This is a genomic window from Arthrobacter sp. NPDC090010 (assembly GCF_044748305.1).
In the GTDB taxonomy this organism is placed as follows: domain Bacteria; phylum Actinomycetota; class Actinomycetes; order Actinomycetales; family Micrococcaceae; genus Arthrobacter_E.
This window is the reverse complement of sequence record NZ_JBIVFT010000002.1, coordinates 339,274-357,214: the sequence shown is the minus strand read 5'-3', so window position 1 is coordinate 357,214 and position 17,941 is coordinate 339,274. Positions and strand designations below refer to the sequence as shown.

The 17,941-nt window shown below is 66.6% G+C and carries 15 protein-coding genes; 9 read left to right on the top strand and 6 right to left on the bottom strand.

The window, feature by feature from the left end:
• Positions 1-107: 107 nt before the first annotated feature.
• The 6 genes from ACIPXZ_RS04500 to ACIPXZ_RS04475 form a co-directional block, all read right to left on the bottom strand.
• Positions 108-1,613: an aldehyde dehydrogenase family protein gene (locus tag ACIPXZ_RS04500; protein ID WP_400590931.1), complete on the bottom strand. Its 1,506-nt coding sequence runs from the start codon at positions 1,611-1,613 to the stop codon at positions 108-110.
• A gap of 4 nt (positions 1,614-1,617) precedes the next feature.
• Positions 1,618-3,324 (bottom strand): choline dehydrogenase, encoded by a 1,707-nt coding sequence (gene betA, locus ACIPXZ_RS04495; RefSeq protein WP_400590930.1) that lies wholly within the window; start codon positions 3,322-3,324, stop codon positions 1,618-1,620.
• Positions 3,325-3,618: 294 nt separating this feature from the next.
• Complete coding sequence (locus ACIPXZ_RS04490) at positions 3,619-4,203, bottom strand: TetR/AcrR family transcriptional regulator (protein ID WP_400590929.1); 585 nt, start codon at positions 4,201-4,203, stop codon at positions 3,619-3,621.
• A gap of 147 nt (positions 4,204-4,350) precedes the next feature.
• Complete coding sequence (gene fdhA, locus ACIPXZ_RS04485; RefSeq protein WP_400590928.1) at positions 4,351-5,568, bottom strand: formaldehyde dehydrogenase, glutathione-independent; 1,218 nt, start codon at positions 5,566-5,568, stop codon at positions 4,351-4,353.
• Between the two features lie 559 nt (positions 5,569-6,127).
• Positions 6,128-6,595, bottom strand: a complete 468-nt coding sequence (locus ACIPXZ_RS04480; RefSeq protein WP_400590927.1) for a hypothetical protein — start codon at positions 6,593-6,595, stop codon at positions 6,128-6,130.
• Between the two features lie 96 nt (positions 6,596-6,691).
• Positions 6,692-7,348: a GntR family transcriptional regulator gene (locus ACIPXZ_RS04475; RefSeq protein ID WP_400590926.1), complete on the bottom strand. Its 657-nt coding sequence runs from the start codon at positions 7,346-7,348 to the stop codon at positions 6,692-6,694.
• 112 nt (positions 7,349-7,460) lie between these two features.
• Between ACIPXZ_RS04475 and glyA the strand changes: the two genes are divergently transcribed.
• The 9 genes from glyA (at position 7,461) to ACIPXZ_RS04430 (ending at position 17,898) form a co-directional block, all read left to right on the top strand.
• On the top strand, positions 7,461-8,753 hold the full coding sequence (gene glyA / locus ACIPXZ_RS04470; RefSeq protein ID WP_400590925.1) for a serine hydroxymethyltransferase: 1,293 nt from the start codon (positions 7,461-7,463) through the stop codon (positions 8,751-8,753).
• Positions 8,753-9,970 (top strand): sarcosine oxidase subunit beta family protein, encoded by a 1,218-nt coding sequence (locus ACIPXZ_RS04465; RefSeq protein ID WP_400590924.1) that lies wholly within the window; start codon positions 8,753-8,755, stop codon positions 9,968-9,970. Before glyA ends, ACIPXZ_RS04465 begins: the two co-directional genes overlap by 1 nt.
• A gap of 21 nt (positions 9,971-9,991) precedes the next feature.
• Positions 9,992-10,285 carry a sarcosine oxidase subunit delta gene (locus ACIPXZ_RS04460; RefSeq protein WP_400590923.1) on the top strand — a complete coding sequence of 98 codons (294 nt, stop codon included), beginning with the start codon at positions 9,992-9,994 and terminating at the stop codon, positions 10,283-10,285.
• A complete protein-coding gene (locus tag ACIPXZ_RS04455) occupies positions 10,282-13,251 on the top strand; it encodes a sarcosine oxidase subunit alpha family protein (RefSeq protein ID WP_400590922.1) in 2,970 nt (989 codons plus the stop codon). The genes ACIPXZ_RS04460 and ACIPXZ_RS04455 overlap by 4 nt, the downstream gene beginning before the upstream one ends.
• Complete coding sequence (locus ACIPXZ_RS04450; RefSeq protein WP_400590921.1) at positions 13,244-13,903, top strand: sarcosine oxidase subunit gamma; 660 nt, start codon at positions 13,244-13,246, stop codon at positions 13,901-13,903. Before ACIPXZ_RS04455 ends, ACIPXZ_RS04450 begins: the two co-directional genes overlap by 8 nt.
• Position 13,904: 1 nt before the next feature.
• Positions 13,905-14,759 (top strand): formyltetrahydrofolate deformylase, encoded by an 855-nt coding sequence (gene purU / locus ACIPXZ_RS04445; RefSeq protein ID WP_400590920.1) that lies wholly within the window; start codon positions 13,905-13,907, stop codon positions 14,757-14,759.
• Positions 14,756-15,619 (top strand): HAD family hydrolase, encoded by an 864-nt coding sequence (locus ACIPXZ_RS04440; protein WP_400590919.1) that lies wholly within the window; start codon positions 14,756-14,758, stop codon positions 15,617-15,619. Before purU ends, ACIPXZ_RS04440 begins: the two co-directional genes overlap by 4 nt.
• Positions 15,620-15,739: 120 nt before the next feature.
• Positions 15,740-16,942: a pyridoxal phosphate-dependent aminotransferase gene (locus tag ACIPXZ_RS04435; RefSeq protein WP_400590918.1), complete on the top strand. Its 1,203-nt coding sequence runs from the start codon at positions 15,740-15,742 to the stop codon at positions 16,940-16,942.
• Positions 16,939-17,898: a 2-hydroxyacid dehydrogenase gene (locus ACIPXZ_RS04430; RefSeq protein WP_400590917.1), complete on the top strand. Its 960-nt coding sequence runs from the start codon at positions 16,939-16,941 to the stop codon at positions 17,896-17,898. The genes ACIPXZ_RS04435 and ACIPXZ_RS04430 overlap by 4 nt, the downstream gene beginning before the upstream one ends.
• Positions 17,899-17,941: the final 43 nt, after the last annotated feature.

Here is a 17,941-nt window from a genome sequence, read left to right as displayed (position 1 = left end):
GATGTGACCCGTTGGCCCAGCGGTGTCCTTCGAGGACAGAGCGGGACCGATCGGGCGTGCCTCGTTGCACGCCCGGCCGGATCCTCTGGAATGCCTGATGTGTTCGTTCAGTCGGCGGAACCGAACCAGCCACTGGGTGCGGGCTGGATGTTCTGCCAGATGTGCTTTGCTTCGCGGTACTCGTTGAGTCCTGCGCGACCGAGCTCACGGCCGATGCCGGACTTTCCGAAACCGCCCCACTCCGCCTGTGGGACATAGGGGTGGTAGTCGTTGATCCACACGGTTCCGTGCCGGAGGGCCCCTGCGACGCGTTGTGCCTTTGAGGCGTCCGAGGTCCACACCGCTCCTGCGAGACCGTATTCCGTGTCATTGGCGATGGTGATCGCCTCTGCTTCGGTCCGGAAGGTTTCGACGGTCAGCACCGGTCCGAAGGACTCCTCCTGCAGCACACTCATGCCGGAACGGCAGTTGCCGAGCACGGTGGGCGGGTAGAAGAAGCCGTCGGCGAGTGGGCCGTCGTCGGGGATGTAGCCGCCGCACAGGAGCTCCGCGCCCTCCGAGATTCCGGCCTGGACGTAGGCGTGAACCTGGTCGCGGTGCTTCGCGGAGATCAGCGGGCCCGTTTCGGCGTCGGTGTCGAAAGGACCGCCCATCCGGATCTTCTGTGCCCGCTCCACGACCTCGGAGACGAACCGTTCTGCGATCGACTCCTCGACCACCAGCCGGGCCCCGGCCGAACAGACCTGCCCGGAGTGCAGGAAGACGGCGGTCAGTGCATTGTCGACGGCGGCGTCCCAGTCCGCGTCCGCGAAGACGACGTTGGGGTTCTTCCCACCGAGTTCGAAGGCGATGCGCTTCACGGTCGGCGCGGCGGCCGCCATGATGGTCTGGCCCGTGGCCAGGCTTCCTGTCATCGAGACGAGATCCACGGCCGGATGAGAACTCAGTACCGGTCCCACCTTCGATCCGCTTCCCGTGACCAGGTTTGCGACTCCGGCCGGGACCCCGGCCTCCGCCAGCGTCTCCATGAGCAGGATGGACGTGGATGGCGTCAGCTCGCTGGGCTTGAGTACGAAGGAGTTTCCCGCGACGAGCGCCGGGGCCACCTTCCAGGCAGCCTGCAGCAGCGGGTAATTCCATGGAGCGATGAGGGAACATACGCCGAGCGGCTCGTACACCACCCGGCTGATGGCGTTCGGCAGCCCTGTGTCGATGACCCGGCCGGCATCGAGGCCGGCGATCTTGCCGTAGTAGCGGAAGCACGCGGCGATGTCATCGATGTCGTACTCGGCCTCGACCAGACGCTTGCCGGTGTCGAGCGCTTCAGCCTCGGCGTAGATGCCCTTGTCCCGTTCGAGCAGTTCCGCGATGCGCAGCAGCACCGCGCCCCGTTCGATGTCCGTCAGTCGGCGCCAAGGGCCGTCGTCGAACGCGGCACGGGCACTGTCGATCGCGCGCTCGGCGTCCTCAGCGGTGGACCGGGCGACGACGGCGACCTCGCGGCCGTCCGCGGGACAACGCACCGTCGTGGTCCCGGCGTCGGACGCCTCTTGCCATGCGCCGTCGATGAACAGTCCCCGGATGGTCTTGGTTTCTGCGTGTGTCATGGTCATCGTCTCAGCCCTTCACTGCGTGGCCGTCGTCGGAGTGTTCCCGGTTGAGAGGGGAGACGCCGTGGCGGTAGAACTCGGTATGCTGCGCGGCGAGCGGCTCCTTGCCCAGGATGAGATCCGCTGCGCGTTCAGCCAGCATCATCACCGGCGCGTAGATGTTGCCGTTGGTCACGTACGGCATGGCGGAGGCATCCACCACGCGAAGACCCTTGGTGCCGTGCACACCCATGGTCAGCGGATCGACCACGGCCAGGGGGTCCGAGGCCGGACCCATCTTGGCGGTGCAGGACGGGTGCAGCGCGGTTTCCGCGTCCTTGGCCACCCAGTCCAGGATCTCCTGGTCCGTCTGGACGCGGGAGCCGGGCGAGATCTCGCCACCGTTGTACGGGGCCATGGCGGACTGGCCCAGGATGTCCCTGGAGATCCTGACCGCTTCCACCCATTCGCGGCGGTCCTGATCGGTGGAGAGGTAGTTGAAGACCATGGAGGGATGGACGGTCGGGTCTGTGGACCGGATCTTCAGGCTGCCGCGGGCATCGGAATACATGGGACCGATGTGTACCTGGTAGCCGTGCTTGGCCTCGGCCTTCTGGCCGTCGTAGCGGACCGCCACGGGCAGGAAGTGGAACATGAGGTTGGGGTAGGCCACGTCCTCGTTGGAGCGGACGAATCCGCCGCCCTCGAAGTGATTGGTGGCGGCGGGGCCCTTGCGGCCGAGAATCCACTGGAGACCGATGAACGGCATGCGCCACACATCCAACGCCGGTTGCATCGAGACGGGTTGCGTACAGGCGTGCTGGATGTACACCTCCAGGTGGTCCTGCAGGTTCTCGCCGACGCCGGGCAGGTCGACCAGGGGAGTGATGCCGACCTCGCGCAGGTGCTGCGCGTCGCCGACACCGGAGAGCTGGAGCAGCTGCGGGGTGTTGATCGCGCCGCCGCAGAGGATGACCTCGCCGGCGTTCACAGTGTGGGTCTGCCCATTGCGGCGGTAGGTGACCCCGGTGGCCGTGTCACCGGAGAAGTTCACCTTGGTGACGAAGGCCCGGGTCAGCACGGTCAGATTCGCCCGGCTCATGCTGGGTCGGAGGTGCGCTCGGGAAGCGGAGAGGCGCTGTCCTTTGTGGACATTGCGGTCGAAGGGGGCGAAGCCCTCCTGACGGTAGCCGTTGACGTCGTCGGTGAGCGGGAACCCAGCCTGCTGTGCCGCCCGGAAGAAGGCCCCGAAGAGCGGATTGGTGGCCGGGCCGCGTTCCAGGACCAGGGGGCCATCGTGGCCACGGAACTCGTCGTCCGGATCTGCGGCCAGGGTGGTCTCCATCCGGCGGAAGTAGGGGAGGCAGTGGGCGTAGTCCCAGGTCTCCATGCCGGCATCGGCACCCCAGCGTTCATAGTCCAGGGGGTTGCCGCGCTGGAAGATCATGCCGTTGATGGAGCTGGATCCGCCGAGCACTTTGCCGCGGGCGTGGGCGACGCGGCGGCCGTCCATGTACGGCTCCGGATCCGATTCGTAGCGCCAATCGTAGAAGGGATTCCCGCTGGGGAAGGTCAGCGCCGCGGGCATCTGGATGAACAGGTCCCAGGGGTAGTCGCTGCGGCCCGCTTCCAGGACCAGCACGCTGCGGGCGCCGCCCTGACTCAGGCGATTGGCCAGCACGGAGCCGGCACTTCCTCCGCCTACGATGACGTAGTCGTAGCTGCTCTTGCTCATGAAGTCTCCTTGTACCTCGAGCGGATGTAAGGCCTGGCGCCAGCTCCATCGAGCATCGAATGGCACGTGCCGTGGACCCAAGTGGTCGCTTCTCCGCCAGACCGCATCTGTGTGACGCAGGTCATATCTGGGAGGCTAGCCGAGCTTGAACAAACGTTCAAGACCCAATCTGGACGTTTGTTCAAATTCCTGGGCGCTCTTCTCCGTATCCCCAGCTCGGAAGGGGTCTCGAAGGTTTTTCGGGCGCGCGGAAGTCGCCCGTCACACTCGGCGGGGAGCTGTAGTGAAGTGCCGTCAGTCGGCGAAGGCGATGTCCTCCGTGCGGAGGATGCTTCGTTCGATGGAGGACTTGTCGATGCCCAGCAGGGAGGTCAGCCACATGCCGTTCTGGATCACGACGATGTCCGCTGCCCTGTCCTTGCGCTGTTCGGGCGAAAGTCCTGGCTTCGCCTCGCCGATCAAGGCGGCGAGGCCGTCGAGATACTGATCGAACGCCTCCGCGTTGATCGCCGCGAATTCCTCGTCCGCCTGGGCCAGGGCCCAGAGGTGGAGGCGGAGGGACAGGTACTGCGTGGTCAGGATGTCCGGCGCTGCGACGCGTCGGAGTGCATCGCGCAACTGCTCGTCGGGGGTCGCTTCCGGGTTCGGGGCCACCAGCCGGAGATCGCTTTCGCTGATCCGGCTCAGGACGGCCCGGATGAGGCTCTGTTTGTCCGCGTAGTAGTAGTTGACGAGTCCGAGTGCGACGCCGGCCTCACGGGCCACCGCTCGCATGTTGACACCCGAAATGCCGTGGCGTGAGAGCAGTTCCAGTACCGCATCCAGGATGCGGGATTGCCTGTCCACCTGCTGCCGGGAGTTCGTTGTCGTGGGTTCCACTCCGACAGACTATGGCGAAAATCCCCAGGGTCGCATTCGACTCTCAAAGCCCCGGCCTTTCGGTGCTCGCGGCTGAGGGCGAGAGAGGCCCTCCCGATCGTGTCGTGGAGGGCCTCTCGCAATGTCAGCGGGTGCTGGAAGGCTGCGTCAGTTCCGCACGTATCCGTTCGGGTTCAGCACGTACTTCGTTGCCGCTCCGGCGTCGAATTCCGCATAGCCGCGCGGCGCATCCTCCAGCGGGATCGCCTTGGCATTGACGGCCTGGGCGATCTGCACCTTGTCGTGAAGGATCGCCATCATGAGCTGACGGTTGTATTTCATGACCGGGCACTGGCCGGTGGTGAAGGACAGGGACTTCGCCCAGCCCGTGCCCAGGGACAGTGAGAGCGAGCCGTGTTTCGCAGCTTCATCGATGCCGCCCGGGTCTCCTGTGACATAAAGCCCGGGAATGCCCAGTGCGCCACCGGCGGCCGTCAGGTCCATCAGCGAATTGAGCACGGTCGCCGGGGCCTCATGGGAGGCGTCCTTGCCGTGCCCCCGGGCCTCGAATCCCACGGCGTCGATGCCGCAGTCCACTTCCGGGACCCCCAGCAGTTGCTCGATCTGATCCCGGGGGTCGCCTGCGCCGACGTTGACGGTCTCGCAGCCGAAGGAGCGGGCCTGCGCCAGACGGTCTTCGTTCATATCTCCGACGATCACCACGGCCGCGCCCAGCAGCTGCGCCCCGGCGGCTGCCGCAAGCCCCACTGGGCCCGCGCCGGCGATGTACACGGTGGACCCGACGCCCACTCCGGCGGTCACGGCGCCGTGGAAGCCGGTGGGGAAGATGTCGGAGAGCATGGTGAGGTCCATGATCTTCTCCAGAGCCTGATCCCGGTCCGGGAACTTCAGCAGGTTCCAGTCCGCGTAGGGGACCAGGACGTATTCGGCCTGGCCGCCGACCCAGCCGCCCATGTCCACATAGCCGTAGGCGCTGCCGGGCCGATCCGGGTTCACGTTGAGACAGATGCCGGTCTTACGCTCTTTGCAGTTGCGGCACCGGCCGCAGGAGATATTGAAGGGCACCGAGACGATGTCTCCGACCTTGATGAATTCGACGTCGGGCCCCACCTCGATCACCTCTCCAGTGATCTCGTGACCCAGAACCAGGTCCTGCGGTGCCGTGGTCCGTCCGCGGACCATGTGCTGGTCCGAGCCGCAGATGTTGGTGGTCACGGTCCGGAGGATGGCTCCGTGCGGGACCTTGCGGCCTACGTTTGCCGGGTTGACGCCGGGACCGTCCTGCAGTTCGAACGTCGGGTATTCGGTGTCGATGAGCTCCACGACTCCGGGTGCTTTGTAGGCGACTGCTCTGTTTCCTGACATGCGTTGCTCTCCATTCTGGTGAGGTGATGAATCGGGACAGGTCGGCTGGTGGGGGTGGCGCCTAGCCTTGACGGTGCGGCGTCGCACTCGATGGCGTCGGCGGGAGGGGTGAGGCTTGCGAAAGGGAAGCCCTGGCTGGCGTACGGAGAGATGGGCTGACCGTCGGTGATGAACGGCGGTTCATCTCAGCCCCGACGGCAGGTCGTTATATACACAACTGTGATGCAACTCATATATCAGAGTCAAGAGATTCGTGCGGACCGGGGCTGCATGGGCGTTCTTCGCTTCGAGCCGGTCGAGGCGGGGTCCGGAGTGCCCCCATGTTGTCGTGAAGCGGCCTCTGCAATGGGCTTGCCGCGTCTATCTCGGCAAGGCTTTCGCGGAGGGTCTGCCGTGGGTCATTTCCAGCGGCGCTGGTCGTGGCGAAGACGCTGTATCAAATCCAGCGAGGAGACCCGGGCACTCTCTTCCAGGAGGCGATCTCGGCCGTCCGTGGAGATGGGGCCCCTTGTCGATGGGGGCTGTTCGAGCTGGGAGGCATAGGTCCCACGAGCGATATCTAGGCGGGGTCGGCGTCGGACAGGTCTTCGACCGCGGAGGGATTCGTCCCCTCAAAAAGCACGGCGATTCCGTAGGGGTCTGCCAACTCAAGCCGTGACTCCGTGAACCGGAGCATCCAGTCGTCGTCGGACCAGATCACCGCTTCAGGTTCGTCGAACAAAGGTTCACCGTTCCGCAGGGCCGATAGTTCGGCTTCCTGCAGTCCGAACTCTGGTTCAGAGAGTCGCTGCTGCAAGTAGGCCTTGGCGAGGTCGGCGAACTCATCAAAGCGCGAGACCACGACGGCGGCGAACTGCAGTAGGCGTTGATCAGGCTGGACCGCAGGCTCAAGGACGATGCTCACTGCCCGAGGCGTGTCCTCGCCCGTGGAGGCAATGGTCGCTGTCCAGCACGCGATTGAATCGGGGGAATCGATACGGGTGAATGCTGTTCCTGCAATGTCCAGATGGGTGGCGAGGTCGGTCACTGCACAAGTCAATCACCAACGGGAACGGAAGGACAGCGTTGCCGAACCCCGGTGCTGAGAGGCGGAATTCACCGCCGCTGTCATAGGGAGCCATGGTCAGAGGACCTTGCGGATCTCCTCTTCGAAGTGGGTGACATGCGCCAGGGAGAGCTCGGCCGCCCGGTCGGCGTCGCCGTCGACGATCGCTTGCAGCAGGGCCGCGTGTTCGACGATGTGGCCGGACAGCCCGGGTAGCCGCTCGATCACGAGGCACCAGATGCGGGTGGAGAGATTGTCATAACGGATCAGCACGTCTTCCAGGTGGGGGTTGCCCGCCGCCCGGTAGATCAGGCGGTGGACCGACATGTCCAGCCGCATGAGTTCCCGTTGCTCATCGCCGGACTCGTCCAGACCGTGGAGTCTTTCCAGGACCTCGCGCATCTCCTGTTTCACGGCAGGCGTGGCGTTCTCCGCCGCGCGGCGGGCGGCCACGGGTTCCAGAACCAGGCGGATGTCCCAGATCGCGGCAAGCTCGGTGATGTCGACGTTCGTGGCGAAGGTGCCGCGGCGGGGGTAGGAGACGAGGAGATGATCCGTCTCCAATCGTTTCAAGGCCTCTCTCACAGGGGTCCGGCCCATGCCCAGTTCCACCGCGATCAGGCTGTCGTTCAGTGGTTCGCCGGGCCGGATGTCGAGCATGACCAGACGGTCCTTGATGGTTTCGTAGGCCTGGTCTGCGAGCGAGCGTCCCGCAACGGCCGGATCCACTGTCATCTCAGGCTTTCCTTTCCTTGCGGGATCATCGTTGACATCTTCTCAGACGAAAGAGATACTCGTCGTAGTGATCTGATATATCAGTTAGATATTAGCGTTGTGAGGAGAGCATATGACCGAGGTTCTGACCCGTTCGCTCGCGGAAACCGATCCCGACGTCAAGGCGGCCATCGACCAGGAACTCCTGCGGCAGCAGGGCACCCTGGAGATGATCGCCTCGGAGAATTTCGCTCCGCTCGCGGTCATGGAGGCCCAGGGTTCCGTTCTGACCAACAAGTACGCCGAGGGGTATCCCGGAAAGCGCTACTACGGGGGCTGCGAGCACGTCGACGTCATCGAGCAGCTTGCGATCGACCGGGTCAAGGCCCTCTTCGGCGCGGAAGCCGCCAATGTCCAGCCGCACTCCGGTGCTCAGGCCAACGCGGCCGCCATGTTCGCACTCCTGGACCCGGGGGACACCATCCTGGGGCTGTCCCTGGCCCACGGTGGCCACTTGACCCACGGGATGAAGATCAATTTCTCCGGCAAGCTCTACGCCGTGGTGCCGTACGAGGTGAACCGGGAGACCCACCTGATCGACATGGCGGAGGTGGAGCGCCTCGCGCTGGAACACCGCCCCAAGCTCATCGTGGCCGGCTGGTCCGCGTACTCCCGGCAGCTGGACTTCGCCGAGTTCCGCCGCATCGCAGATCTCGTCGGCGCTTACCTCATGGTGGACATGGCCCACTTCGCAGGCCTGGTCGCCGCCGGTCTGCACCCCAGCCCGGTGCCGTACGCCGACGTCGTCACCACCACCACGCACAAGACCCTGGGCGGACCTCGCGGGGGAGTGATCCTCAGCAAGGAGTCCCTGGCCAAGAAGATCAACTCCGCTGTCTTCCCGGGTCAGCAGGGTGGACCCCTGGAACACGTCATCGCGGCGAAGGCCGTGGCTTTCAAGCTCGCCTCAGAGCCCGCCTTCCATGACCGCCAGGAACGGACCCTGGAAGGTGCCCAGATCATCGCCCGCCGCCTCCTGGCCGAGGATGTCGCTGCAGCCGGGGTCTCAGTGGTCAGCGGCGGCACGGACGTTCATCTGGTCCTGGTGGATCTGCGGAATTCCGAGCTGGACGGCCAGCAGGGCGAGGACCGCCTGCACCGGGTCGGCATCACGGTCAACCGCAACGCCGTCCCCTTCGACCCCCGGCCGCCCATGATCTCCTCGGGTCTGCGCATCGGCACCCCGGCCCTGTCGGCCCGCGGTTTCGGCGCCGCGGAGTTCACCGAGGTGGCGGACATCATCGCCGCAACACTGAAGCCGGACTTCAGCGATGACCTTGCCGACGAGCTTGCCGCCCGGGTGCGCGTCCTGGCGGACAAGCACCCCCTCTACCCGAAGCTGAACGCTGAGAACGGAGCGCTCTGATGGCGGATCTGCTGCCCGAACACCCGGACTTCCTGTGGCGGAACCCGGACCCCAAACCGTCCTACGACGCGATCATCGTCGGCGGCGGCGGGCACGGACTGGCCACGGCGTATTACCTGGCTAAACACCATGGCATGACGAACATCGCGATCCTGGAACGCGGGTGGCTCGCGGGCGGCAACATGGCCCGCAACACCACGATCATCCGCTCGAACTACCTCTGGGACGAGTCGGCGGCCATCTACGAGCATTCCTTGCGCCTCTGGGAGGCCTTGCCGGAGGAACTGGAGTACGACTTCCTGTTCAGCCAGCGCGGTGTCATGAACCTGGCGCACACGCTCCAGGACGTGCGGGAATCCGTCCGCCGGGTCGGTGCCAACAAGCTCAACGGCGTGGACGCCGAGTGGCTGGAGCCGGAACAGGTCAAGGAACTCTGCCCCATCATCAACACGGGCGAAGACATCCGGTACCCCGTGCTGGGGGCCACTTATCAGCCCCGTGCCGGCATCGCCAAGCATGACCACGTCGCCTGGGCCTTCGCCCGCAAGGCCGACGAACTCGGCGTCGACATCATCCAGAACTGCGAGGTCACCGGCTTCCTGAAGGACGGCAACCGCGTCGTGGGCGTCCAGACCAACAGGGGCACCATTCACGCCGGCAAGGTGGCTCTCTGCGCGGCCGGGCACTCCTCGGTCCTGGCGAAGATGGCCGGCTTCGACCTCCCGATCCAGTCCCACCCGCTGCAAGCCCTCGTCTCTGAACTGCACGAGATCGTCCACCCCACCGTGGTCATGTCCAATCACGTCCATGTTTACGTCTCCCAGGCGCACAAGGGCGAGCTGGTGATGGGTGCCGGTATCGACTCCTACAACGGCTACGGCCAGCGCGGCGGTTTCCACGTCATCGAGGAGCAGATGGCGGCCGCCGTCGAACTCTTCCCCATCTTCGCCCGCGCCCACCTGCTGCGTACCTGGGGCGGAATCGTGGACGTCACCCTGGACGCCTCGCCGATCGTCGGCAAGTCGCCCGTGGAGAACCTGTACGTGAACTGCGGCTGGGGGACCGGCGGCTTCAAGGGGACCCCGGGTGCCGGCTGGACCATGGCCCACACCATCGCCACGGACGAGCCCCACGCGCTGAACGCCCCGTTCGCCCTGGAGCGCTTCGAATCAGGCGCCCTCATCGACGAGCACGGCGCGGCCGCCGTCGCCCACTGACCCCACGAAAGGAGCCGAGCCATGCTGCTCATCACCTGCCCGAACTGCGGGCCGCGCGACGAGACCGAGTTCCACTACGGGGGACAGGCGCATGTCCCGTATCCCGAGGACCCCAGCGCCCTGAGCGACGCCGAGTGGTCGCGGTACCTGTTCTACCGCGAGAACCCTAAGGGCCTGTTCGCCGAGCGTTGGGTCCACAGCGCCGGGTGCCGCAAATGGTTCAACGCCCTCCGCGACACCGTGAGCTACGAGTTCAAGACCATCTACACGGGGGCGAAACCCCTCACCGCCGGCGCGAAAGGAGACTCCCAATGAGCCCCGCAGAGTCCGCCCAGCCGTTCCGCCTCGCCGCGGACCGGGCACCGCACGCCCGCATCGCCCGTGAGGACACCGTCAGCTTCACCGTTGACGGCACCACGTACACCGGCCACCCCGGAGACACCGTCGCCTCCGCGCTGATCGCCCACGGCGTCGTCGAAGCCGCACCGTCCCTCTACCTCTCGCGGCCCCGAGGGATCCTCTCCGCGGGAGTCGAGGAGCCGAACGCCCTGCTCAAGGTCAAGGACCGCGGTGCCGGCGGCGTGGACGAGTCCATGCTCCCGGCCACCCTGGTCGAACTGACCGATGGCCTCGACGCCGAGTACCTCTCCGGCCTCGGGAAGCTGGACCCCCGCAAGGACGAGGCCTACTACGACAAGAAGCACGTCCATACGGACGTGCTGGTGATCGGGGCGGGTCCTGCGGGCCTCTCCGCTGCCCGTGAGGCCGCCGCCAGCGGCGCGCGGGTCATCCTGATCGACGACCAGCCGGAACTGGGCGGCTCGCTGCTGTCCGCCTCCGGAGAGACGGTCGACGGCGTCCCCGCGCCGGAGTGGATCGCTTCGGCAGCCGCGGAACTCGCCGCAGCCGAAGAGGTCACCGTGCTCACCCGCACCAACGCCTTCGGTTCCTATGACGCGAACTACGTGATCGCCCTGGAGTCCCGTACTGACCACCTCGGCACCGAGCGCGCCCGCGAACTCAATGCCCAGGGCGTCTCCCGCCAGCGCCTCTGGCACATCCGCGCAGGCCAGGTGGTGCTCGCCACCGGCGCCCACGAACGCCCCGTGGTGTTCGCTGACAACGACCGGCCGGGCATCATGCTGGCCTCCGCGGTGCGCAGCTACCTCAACCGCTACGGTGTGGTGCCGGGCAGCCGTGCCGTCGTCTTCACCACCAATGACTCCGCCTACGAGACCGTCCGCGACCTCGCCGCCGCTGGTGTGCCGGTGCCCGCCGTCGTCGATGCGCGGGAGGCCAAGAGCAACGCCGTTCTGGCCGCCGAGGCCAGTGGTGTCCGGATCATCTCGGGTGCTGCCGTATGCGGCACCGAAGCAGGAGAGCACGGTCGCGTGAGCGCCGTCGTCGTCCGGACGCTCGACGCCGACGGCTCACTCAGCGGTGAGCCGGAGCGGATCGAGGCCGATCTGCTGGCCGTCTCGGGGGGCTGGAGCCCCGTGGTCCACCTTTTCAGTCAGCGCCAGGGTAGGCTGCGCTGGGACGAGAAGCTCGCCGCGTTCGTCCCGGCCAGCGCAGTGAGGGCGCAGCAGATCGTCGGATCGGCGCGCGGCTCCCATCGCTTGGCGGACTGCGTCTCCGAAGGCGCTCAAGCAGGTGCCGTGGCGGCCTTCAACGCCGGTTTCGTCACCGAGGCCGGGGCCCACGCGTCAGCCTTGTCCAGCCCTGCGCCGACAGCCGCAGGGCCGACGCGCCAGCTGTGGCTGGTGCCCGGCAGCGAAGGCGGTCCGGGGGACTGGAAGACCCACTTCGTGGACCTGCAACGTGACCAGAGCGTCGCCGACGTGCTGCGCGCCACCGGCGCCGGCATGCGCTCCGTCGAACACATCAAGCGCTACACCTCCATCTCCACTGCCAACGATCAGGGCAAGACATCAGGGGTCAACGCCATCGGTGTGATCGCCGCAGCGCTGAAGGATGCCCAGGGAGAGGTGCCGGAGAACCTCGGCTCTATCGGGACCACCACGTTCCGGGCTCCGTACGCACCGGTCGCCTTCGCCGCCATGGCGGGCCGGAAGCGGGGCGACCTCTTCGACCCGGAGCGGATCACCTCGATCCACCCCTGGCATGTGGAGCACGGCGCCGAGTTCGAGTTCGTCGGCCAGTGGCTGCGCCCCTGGTACTACCCGCAACCGGGGGAGTCGATGGACGAGGCGGTGCTGCGCGAGTGCCGGGCGGTCCGGGAATCCGTCGGCTTCATGGACGCCACCACCCTGGGCAAGATCGAGGTCTGGGGAGCAGATGCCGGGGAGTTCCTCAACCGCATCTACACCAACGCGTTCAAGAAGCTGGCCCCGGGCATGGGCCGCTACGGTGTCATGTGCGGGCCGGACGGCATGCTGTTCGATGACGGCGTGACACTCCGTCTGGACGAGGACCGGTACTTCATGACCACCACGACCGGCGGTGCGGCCAAGGTGCTGGACTGGCTGGAGGAGTGGCACCAGACCGAGTGGCCGCAGCTGGAGGTCAATTTCACCTCGGTGACGGAGCAGGTCACCACGGTCGCCGTCGTCGGGCCGAAATCCTGTGCGGTGATCGCCAAAGTGGCACCGGAACTGAACGTGGACAACGAGGCGTTCCCGTTCATGGCCTGGCGTGAGACCACCCTGGCCTCCGGGATCCCGGCCCGGGTCTGCCGGATCTCCTTCTCCGGCGAGCTGGCCTTCGAGATCAACGTGGCCACCTGGTACGGCCTGCAGGTCTGGGAGGACGTGGCGGAGGCGGGTGCCGAGTTCGGCATCACACCCTACGGCACCGAGACCATGCACGTGCTGCGCGCCGAGAAGGGTTACCCGATCATCGGACAGGATACGGATGGCACGGTGACCCCGCAGGACGCCGGCATGGAATGGATCGTCTCCAAGGCGAAGGACTTCGTGGGCAAGCGCTCCTACGCCCGCCTCGACACCGCGCGCACGGACCGCAAACACATGGTCTCGCTGCTCCCGGCGGACCCGTCCTTCCGGCTGCCGGAAGGCACACAGCTGGTGGAGCAGGGCATCTCGCTCAACCCGGCGTACGGCCCGGTCCCGATGCTGGGACACGTGACCTCCAGCTACCACTCGGCCGCGCTGGGACGTTCCTTCGCGCTGGCCCTGATCAAGAACGGCCGGAACCGGATCGGCGAGAAGCTCACTGCCGTCGCCGGGGACCGGATCGTGGAAGTCCTGGTCGGTGAGACCGTCCTTTACGACCCTGAAGGGAAGCGCCGTGATGGCTGAGATGATTTCCGAGGCAACCTTGGCCGACGCCGCGGGCCTGCGGCGCAGCCCGGCCGCGCAACTCGCGGAGGCTTTCGCGATGGCCGGCACCGTGGGCGAGCGTGGCGTCGCCCTCCGGGAGGTCCCATTCCTGACTCAGCTGGGGATCCGTGCCGTGGCGGGCACGCCTGCGGCTGCCGCCGTGGAAGCGGCCCTGAGCGCCCCGCTCCCGGCCGGCCATGGAAGCACGACGACGGGTGGCGGCTACAGCGTGCTGTGGATCGGCCCGGATGAGTTCCTGGCCGTCGGGGATGACGATACGGCCGGGCTGGACCTCGGCCCGGCCGAGTCGGCCCGGCTGGCAGCCGCCCTCGGTGAGCCTGGCAATCGGCTGCCGGGCGCCGTCGTCGATCTCTCGGCGAACCGCGCGACCTTTGAGCTGAGCGGTCCGGCGGCCCGCCTGGTCCTGGAGAAAGGCGTCTCCTTCGATCTGCACCCGAGGTCTTTCGCCGCCGGTCAGGCGATCGTCACCGTTCTGGATCATGTTCCGGTGCTGGTGTGGAAGACGGGCGAGGAGACGTTCAGGGTGCTGCCCCGTGCGTCCTTCGCGGATCACGTGGGGCGCTGGCTCGTGGATGCGATGCGCGAGTTCTCCGCGCCGGAGGTGTTCTGAGATGACCGGACCGGAGTTCGTCCTGACACTCGATTGTGGCTGGTCCACCGGCATCGTCGCCGCAGTGTCCGGATTCCTCGCCCAGCGGGGCTGCGACATCGAGGACATCAAGGAGTACGGGGACCGCCGCGGTGGGCATTTCTACATGCGCCTGCATTTCGAAGCGCGGCCGGATGACACGGCGGAGACGCTGTCCGAGGCCTTCGCCCCGGTGGCCGAGCCTTTCGGCATGACCTGGACGCTGCGGCCGGCGGGGGCGAAGACCAAGGTGCTGCTGATGGTCTCCAAGTTCGGTCACTGCCTGAACGACCTGCTCTTCCGGGCCCGGATCGGTGAGCTGCCGGTCGAGATCGTGGCCGTGGTCTCCAACCATGAGGACCACCGAGGCCTGGTGGAGTGGCACGGAATCCCGTACCACCACATCCCGGTGACCAAGGAGAACAAACCGGAGGCCGAGGCCGAACTGCTGTCCGTGGTGGACCGGTACGGCGCGGAGCTGGTGGTCCTGGCCCGTTACATGCAGGTGCTCTCGGACGCTCTGGCCACTCGGATGGCGGGCCGCGTGATCAACATCCATCACTCCTTCCTCCCGTCCTTCAAGGGCGCCAAGCCGTACCACCAGGCCTGGGAGCGTGGCGTCAAGACGGTCGGTGCCACGGCGCACTACGTCAATGCCGAACTGGACGAGGGCCCGATCATCGCCCAGCAGGTCATCGACGTGGACCACACGCATTCACCGGAGGACTTGGTGGCCGTGGGACGTGACGCGGAGTGCAAGGCCCTGTCCAACGCGGTGCGCTGGCATTGCGAGGGCCGCGTAGTGCTCAACGGGAACCGGACCGTGGTTCTGAGGTGACTGCCGCTCTTGACCGGACCCGCCATTCCGCCGGGTCCGCCGGTCGGTCTGCTGGTCCGCGCCTGGTCGCCAGCGATGTGGATGGCACCCTCATGCGGCCCGATGGCGTGATCTCCGAACGGACGCGCGCCGCATGCCGTGCGGTCCGCGACGCCGGCCTGGAGATGGTCTTCGTGACCGGGCGTCCGATCCGCTGGCTGGGTCCTCTGGAGGAACAGCTGGGGCACTGTGGAACCGTCATCTGCTCGAATGGCGCGGTGGTGTGGGACATGAGTCGCCGAAAGGTCCTTTTCACGGAGGCTTTCGGGCGGGAGCAGGCCTTGCAGCTGCAAGGCGTGCTCCGTGCGCTCCATCCCGCAGCGGGATTCTCCGCCGAGCTGGTGACCGGCCCGCACCGGGAGCCGGAATTCCTTCGGCTGCACCCGTCGCTTCCGGTCGAGGACCAGGTGACGGGGCCGCTCGGAACGACCCTTCCGGCGAACGCCCGGGTCGTCAAGCTGCTGGCCATCTCGCCTGTGCTGACGGCAGAGGAGTTCCATGCCCTTGTGGCCCCTGCGGTGAAGGGGCTGGCGCACGTGACCTACTCGGACGTCAACAGGGTGGCGCTGCTGGAGTTCTCGCTTCCCGGGGTCACCAAGGCCCGCACCCTCGAGGCCTTCGCCAAGTCCCGGGGCATCGGGGCCTCGGAGGTCATCGCCTTCGGGGACATGCCCAACGACGTCCAGATGCTCGCCTGGGCAGGGGAGGGTTACGCGATGGCGGACGGCCATCCGGAAGCTCGGGCCGCTGCCCGCTTCGAGGCACCTCGATGCCGGGACGACGGCGTCGCTCTGGTTCTTGAATCGGTGCTCGCGGGCTGACGTCCTGCGCACCGTTCCAGGGGAACCGTGCGGCGGGCACCCCTCGTTTTTCTGATATATCAGCCATACGCTGGAAAGGAAGGTCCGCGCATGTCCATCGTGATGAGGAGTGGAACACGTATGCAGAATCTCGCGCACCGGCTGGAACGCCTGGGAACCGAAACCGCCTTCAGCGTCGCGCAGGCCGCCGCCGCGTGGAAGGCGGAGGGCAACCCTGTGTATCCCTTCCACCTCGGTGATATCAACATCCCCACCGCCGGGAACATCATCGAGGCGATGAACCGCGCCATCGCGGATGGGCACACCGGCTACTGCCCCGGGCCCGGCATCCCGCAGCTGCGGGAGGCCTTGGCGGATGACATCGGGTCCCGGCGGGGCATCACCTTCAGCCCGGACAACGTCGTGGTGATGACCGGCGGCAAGCCGGTGATCACCAAATTCCTGCAGGCCGTCATGAACCCGGGTGAGGAAGTGCTTTACCCCAACCCGGGCTTCCCGATCTACGAGTCGCAGATCGAGTACCTGGGCGGCACGGCGGTCCCTTACCGCTACGTCCCCACCGAGTCCGGCTTCGCCATCGACCTGGACCAGATCCGTGCGTCGATCACCCCGAACACCACGGCGATCATCTACAACGATCTGCAGAACCCGATCTCGGCGGAGTCCACGGCGGCCGAGCGAGAGGCCGTGGCTCAGATCGCCATCGAGCACGATCTCTGGGTCCTCTCCGACGAGGCCTACTTCGAGACCCGCTACGAGGGTGTCTCCAGTTCCATCGCCGCCCTGCCGGGCATGGCTGAGCGCACGGTCATCCTCTACACCTTCAGTAAGAAGTTCGCGATGACCGGTTCACGGCTCGGCTGCGCCGTCGCACCTCTTCAGATCGCCCAGGTTCTGAGCAAGCTGAACACCAACGACGAATCGTGCACCACCCACTATGTGCAGTGGGCTGGGATCGAGGCGCTCCGAGGCCCCCAGGAGTCGGTGCAGGGCATGCTGGACGTGCTCCGGGAACGCCGCGACGCTGCGTGCGAACTGGTCAATTCGATTCCCGGAATGCGGGTGGCCGTGCCACAGTCCACCTTCTATCTCTTCCCCGACGTGACCTCTACGATGGAGCGCATGGGCTACACCGCGGTCGGCGATTTCGCCACGGCCGCTCTTCAGAACACCGGTGTCTCCTTCTGCACCCGTGAACACTTCGGACGACGTCTGCCCGGCGAAGACCGCCAGTACATCCGTCTGGCCTACTCCGGGATCGACCTGAACGACATCCGGGACGGCCTTGGCCGCCTGCGTCAGTGGATCGAGGCCGCGTCGTGAGCCGGGTCGTCGTCACGGGCGCAGTGCCCGAAGCCGCCCTGGACAAGCTCCGCGCCGAACACGAGGTGGACGCCTGGAGCGAGCCCGTCTCCATCGGCCGCGAGGAACTGCTGCGCCGTGTCGCCGGTGCCGATGCCGTGGTGAGTCTGCTCACCGAGCGGATCGACGGCGAACTCCTGGACGCTGCGGGCCCGCAGCTGAAGGTCGTGGCCAACGTAGCCGTCGGCTACGACAACGTCGACGTTCCGGCCTGCGCCGCGCGCGGCGTGGTCGCGAGCAACACTCCAGGGGTCCTCACGGAGGCGACGGCGGATATCGCCTTCGGCCTCATTCTCATGGCGACGCGTCGCCTCGGCGAGGGAGAGCGGCTTCTCCGCGCTGGGACGCCGTGGAAGTGGGGGATGTTCTTCCTGCTCGGCAGCAGCCTGCAGGGCAAGACTTTGGGCGTCGTCGGGATGGGCGGGATCGGTCAGGCCACGGCGCGCCGGGCCAAGGCGTTCGGCATGGACGTCGTCTACCAGTCCCGCGGCGAAATCGATCCCGCGATCGCCCAGGAACTGGGTGCGCGGCGTGTGGACCTCGACGAGCTGTTGAAGGTGTCCGATGTCGTCTCGATCCACTGCCCTTACGGTCCCGGCACGCACCACCTCATCGGCGCCGGGCAACTGGCCGCGATGAAGAGCACCGCGTTCCTCGTGAACACGGCACGCGGGCCGATCGTCGATGAGGCCGCCCTCGCCGAAGCGCTGAGCACGGGTGTGATCGCGGGCGCCGGCCTGGATGTCTTCGAGAAGGAGCCGCAGATCCATCCCGCACTGCTGACGCTGGAGAATGTGGCGATCGTGCCGCATCTGGGCTCTGCCACTGTGGAGACCAGGACGGCCATGGCGGTGCTGGCCGCGGAGAACGTCCTCGCCGTGCTGCGCGGCGGGGACGCCGTGACACCCATCGGCTGAAGGGGGCGCGGTCTCCCGCTGAATTCCTGTCAGGGCCACCGGC